The organism is Haemophilus sp. HMSC061E01 (genome assembly GCF_001810345.1).
GTDB lineage: Bacteria > Pseudomonadota > Gammaproteobacteria > Enterobacterales > Pasteurellaceae > Haemophilus_D.
Genome location: NZ_KV801011.1, coordinates 463 through 5,801 on the forward strand (window position 1 = coordinate 463; position 5,339 = coordinate 5,801).

The following is a 5,339-nucleotide window of genomic DNA, read 5'->3' on the forward strand; positions in this document are numbered from 1 at the left end:
CCATTGTTTCAAACAAAATTCATCCATTCTTTACACAAGTAAGTCAAGGTGAATTAGTGCCAAGTTCGGAGGGGCATTTCTATAAAGGTAAAATTCAAAACGCTCAGTGGGTAGATGCACAAAATCTGAAAGCGGGTTATAAACTGTTATCAGAAAATAATCACTGGCAAACGGTGAAGGGTGTTAGCATCAAGGCTGAGAAGTTAAGTGCATATAACTTGACAGTTGAGACTGACCATACTTACTTTATCAAAGGAGCGAATTCTGACCTTGATGGAGTTTGGGTGCATAATGATTGCTATATTGGTATTCCTAAAGAAGCCAAGGAAGCTGGTAATATAAATGGGTATAAAGCCTATACATTTACAGAGAATGGAGAAACAAAAATAGTTATTCAAACAGGGGAGCGTCGTTTTGAAACGTTAGATCAACCAAAAGCACTAGATCCAACATTAAACGGCTCTCAAACAAAGACTATTAAAGTTGATTTTGATGAAAGTAGAATAAAAAATAGCGAGGCACATAAAATCGTAAATGATTTAGATGTAAATACACGTTATGAATTAAGTAATGGTACTAAATTTAAAACTAATGATTACGGTTATGTTGAAGAAATTACCTTTAAACCAATAGATAAAAAGATGCCAAGAACATCACAGCAAACAGCGATAGGTTACTTGGGGGAAATTGGTGATGTTGGCGGGCATATTCAAGCTTGTAGACATGGTGGAACATGTGACCGCTATAATTTATTTCCACAAAATGGAAACTTTAACAATTCAGCTTATAAAGTATATTTTGAAAATATCGTAAAAAAAGCTGTAGATAAAGGTCAAGCATTAGATGTTGTAATTAAATTCGAGCGTTCAACACCGAACTCACCTAGACCAGATAAACTGAGAGTTATGATTTCGGTGGAAGGTAGTAAGTATAGATATGTTAATGTATTTAAAAACCAGTATGGTGGAGGTAAATAAATGCAAAAGCAATTTGATTTGTTAAATGAAATCTGTTCAATGTTTTTTTCAGCACCTGAAAAGTTTGATTCATTAGAATATGAATATAAATTTAATCCTGAGGAGGATTGGGTTGGAACAAAACTAGGGGCTATGTTTCAGGGAGAAGTTGTATATCTAACATTAGCTGAACAGGATGAAGATAGAATCGCGAATTTATGTCAGCAATTGCATGATGAAATGCAAAACCATACTGGTGGTGATTGGCGAAAGTTTATTTTAACGCTCAATGAGAAAGGAGAAGCAAAAACACAATTTATCTATGATATTCAGTCTTGTATGGATGATATTTTAAAAGATGAAATTTTATAACTAGCAAAGTTGGAAAGAACCTCGAATATTTTATGTTTTTGTTTATTCGTAAGTAAACCTTTAGTTCCACTCCAATACTAATTTATGAAATATCTGTGCGATATATAATTTGAAATATCTAAGTGTAAAGTGTGGTCAATTTTCAAAGAGTTTTAAAACCTCTTTAAATTGGCCGCACTTTTTGTGTTTTAAATATAGGCTTTGTAGAGTTTTAAGTAAAATATTGGTGCAATATTATAAGTTTTATTAATAGCTTAAAAAGAGCTAATCCAGAACTCATACTGAAGGAAAAACAGCCTATAAATCCCAAGTTAATGCTGGCGGCAAAGTAAATATTATGGCGACAGGTGCAGGAAAGGATTCCAATATTAATATTGAAGGCTCAGATATCTCAGGCAAACAAGGCACAACATTGATTGCAGATAACCAAGTCAATATCAAAGCCACAGAACAAAACCACCAAGAACGTAGTACCAATAAATCAAGTGGTTTTAATGCAGGGGTAGCCATTAAAGTGAGTAATGGTGAGGCTGCCGGGGTTACTGTAGGGGGTAATTACGGGAAAGGCTACGGCAATGGTGATGAAACTACTTATGTTGCTAGCCATGTAGGTGATAGCCAAAGTAAAACTGTGGTTAAAGCAGGCGGAGATGTAACCCTTGCGGGCAGTCAAGTTAAAGGTAAAGGTGTCGAATTAGATGCAGAAAATCTGAAAATTGAAAGCTTGCAAGATAAATCTAGCTATCGCGGTAAGCAAATGAATGCAAGTGCTAGTGTGACAGTAGGCTACGGTTTTGCTGCGGGTGGTAGTTTCAATAAGTCGAAAGTTAATACAGACTATGCGAGTGTAAATGAACAGGCAGGAATTTTTGCAGGTAATGATGGCTATGATATCAATGTAAAAAATAAAGTTTCTTCTATTGGTGGCGCTATCATTTCAAGTGCACCAAAAGAGAAAAATCAAATGACAGCACAAGATTTCGAATATTCGAATATTCAAAATTATTCTAATGCGAAATCATCTGCGATGGGATTGATGGGAGGTTTCTCTGTAGATCGTGATCAAACTTCTGATGAGGATAAAGCTTTAAATAAAACTTATCGTGGTGAGGATAGAAAGGGCGAAACCTTTGAACAGGCGAATCCAAATAAAGCAAATCAATTGCCAGTAAAATTTGGTTTAGGCACAAATGATGTTCATAGTACAGATTTATACGCTGCAGCAAAAATTGGTCTAGCTAATTTAGCGAGCTATAGCAGTCAAAGTGAAAATAATCAGAGTATAACTAATGCTGTGATTAGTGATGGTAACTTTAATATTGCGAGTATACAGGGCAAACAGAATATTGAGACTATCAAGAAATCAACAGAGCAAGACGCAAATAAACTTGAAAAAGCAGATCATGCGAAAATGCAAAAAGAAGTTGAACAGGATGTTGCAACAATTCAGAGTTTTACGAAGAATGTTGGTGGTGCTACGGATGAAGCTTATCGAACAATGTTTATCGCAGAACATCGGATGTTTACTCATAAAGTGGATGAAAAAGGGAATCCTATAAAGGATCCAGAAATCCTGAAGAAAATAAATGAAGAAGCGGATGCTAAGGGAGTAAGTCGAAAAGACTATCTTCAAGAACAATTGGATAAAGGACGTAATATTTATCAATTGCATGAGTTATCAGATCAAGAGCGTAATCAATTACAAAAAGTTACTTATACTGATCCAAAAACAGGGAAAACAGAGAGTAAATATGTCGTTGCATTTAATGGCATCTTTAATGATCGTAATTCCGCCGCAAAATTTGCAGTACAAAACTATATTGCGGGCAGGGATGATAAGACAGGCAATATAAATCAAAAGGTATATAAAGATGTTTATTTTGTTCACCATCCTAAAGCGAAAAATGGTTTGTCAGAGCTCTTAGTTGCCGGTTATGAAAAAATGTTCGAAGGTTCTTTTGGGAATGTATTAGGGATGGATAATTCAAGTTTACAAGCGATGAATATGATGAAGCAGTATGGTAAAGATGATTTATACCTAGGTTCCCATAGTCGTGGCACATTAACATTAAGTAATGCATTAAAAGCGCTAAATACAGAAGATAACCAAGCTAAAAAGCTACTTTCAGGTACGACAATTAAAATGGTGGGTCCTGCAGCTGATGTTACAAGAGCGGATGGTTATTTAAGTCAATTGCAAACGGGTAAAGAAAGAACCACTTCAGATGGTTCAATTCGGATTGAGAATCATGCGAGTGACCCAGTAGGTAGTATGCCGATTTTATTGGGAGGAAACCCTGCAACGACATCTGAAAATAATCTGAATAAAAGCTGGTTACAGCGAACAGCAGATATGTTTAGTGATGAACGTTTATCCGTACATAATTGTCACGGGTTAGGACAACAACAATGCGTTATTGATGGATATAGAACTAAAGGAGATCTCAAAATGGGTAATGAAAGAACTATTTTTGAATTAAATAAAGCGAAGGAGAAATAAAATGAAAATAAGATTTTTATTCTTAATACCCTCAATCTTATTGCTTACAAGCTGTAGTGGATGGTTTCAACCTCTACCGCCATACTATCATTGGCGTTTGCATAATGCGGATGCATTATTCCCTGAATCAGATCCTGATGTTTTAACTAAATATGTTGACAGAAGAAAAAAAGATATGACTGATTGCGGTATTATAGATTGGGCGGCAGGAGAAAGTGATAATCCAGAGGTCAATCTTTGTTTAGAGAAAAAAGGCTGGTATTTAGAAGGTGGACCTGTTTGTGAAAATACACTAATGTGGGATAGACCTCCATGTATCCAATGGCGAAAAAAACACAGCAAGCCTGATGCTAAGCCTTGGCAGTAATTAAAAAAGGCGCTTAAAAGTGCGGTCAATATTCAGTGAATTCTAAAATCTCTTGAATATTGACCGCACTTTTCTAAAGGCAAGAGTTGCTGCTAGATAGCGCGCGTCTCCTGACGCGTGCTTGTATCTATCTAAGAATAGACAAACTGAAATTACTCATAAAAATAGTGAAAATTTGAATTAAACAAAACAGATGTTTTGGCACGCGTCAGGAGACGCGCGCCATCGTGGGGGGCCGGTTATGAAAAGATGTTCGAAGGTTCTTTTGGAAACCTATTAGGGATGGATAATTCGAGTTTACAAGCGATGAACATGATGAAGCAATATGGTAAAGATGATTTATACCTCGGTTCTCATAGTCGTGGAACATTAACTGTTAGTAATGCATTAAAAGCATTAAATACAGAAGACAACCGAGAGAAAAAATTGCTTTCAAACACCACTGTTAAAATGGTGGGTCCTGCAGCTGATGTTACAAGAGCGGATGGTTATTTAAGTCAATTGCAAACGGGTAAAGAAAGAACCACTTCAAATGGTTCAATTCGGATTGAGAATCATGCTAGTGACCCTGTTGGTAGTATGCCGATTTTATTGGGAGGAAACCCTGCAACAACATCTGAAAATAATCTCAATAAAGGTTTGGTTGAACGTATTAGTGATATATTTGGTGACACTTCATCAGTACATAATTGCTATGGACTAGGGCAACAACAATGCGTTATTGATGGATATCGAACGAAGGGAGATCTAAAAATGGGAAATGAGCAAACCATTTTTAATTTAAATAAATCAAAAGGAGAATGATATGAAGATTCTATTTTTTATATTTGGTTTGCTAACAATCAATGCTTGTTCTTTTGGAGGATTTCAACCACCACCACCACATGATCATTGGCGTTTGCATAATTCTAGGGCTTTATTTCCTAACTCAGATCCTCAAGGACGTATTAATTTTCTTGAAAGAAGAAAAAAAGACATGTCGGATTGTGGTATGGATTTTGTGACAGGTGAAAGTGTTAATCCAGAAGAGAATCTTTGTTTAGAGAAAAAAGGTTGGTATCTTGAAGGTGGTCCAGTTTGTGAAGAAAGGCTAATGTGGGATAGTCCAATATGTATCCAATGGCGAAAAAAACACAGCAAGCCT

At 36.0% G+C, this 5,339-nt stretch carries 5 protein-coding genes and 1 pseudogene; all 6 read left to right on the plus strand.

The features are described 5' to 3' along the window. Positions 1-977 (plus strand): polymorphic toxin-type HINT domain-containing protein (locus HMPREF2732_RS09860; RefSeq protein WP_186821534.1); only part of this gene is annotated, 977 nt, incomplete at its 5' end. Beyond that, positions 978-1,328 (plus strand): hypothetical protein, encoded by a 351-nt coding sequence (locus HMPREF2732_RS05850; RefSeq protein ID WP_070591970.1) that lies wholly within the window; start codon positions 978-980, stop codon positions 1,326-1,328. Between the two features lie 268 nt (positions 1,329-1,596). Beyond that, a pseudogene (locus HMPREF2732_RS09965) lies at positions 1,597-3,828 on the plus strand (hemagglutinin repeat-containing protein); the annotation flags it as partial. Between the two features lies 1 nt (position 3,829). Further along, on the plus strand, positions 3,830-4,195 hold the full coding sequence (locus tag HMPREF2732_RS05860) for a hypothetical protein (protein ID WP_065264895.1): 366 nt from the start codon (positions 3,830-3,832) through the stop codon (positions 4,193-4,195). A gap of 249 nt (positions 4,196-4,444) precedes the next feature. Beyond that, positions 4,445-4,999 carry a hypothetical protein gene (locus HMPREF2732_RS09970; RefSeq protein ID WP_257281994.1) on the plus strand — a complete coding sequence of 185 codons (555 nt, stop codon included), beginning with the start codon at positions 4,445-4,447 and terminating at the stop codon, positions 4,997-4,999. Between the two features lies 1 nt (position 5,000). Beyond that, positions 5,001-5,339 (plus strand): hypothetical protein (locus HMPREF2732_RS05870; RefSeq protein WP_070591974.1); only part of this gene is annotated, 339 nt, incomplete at its 3' end.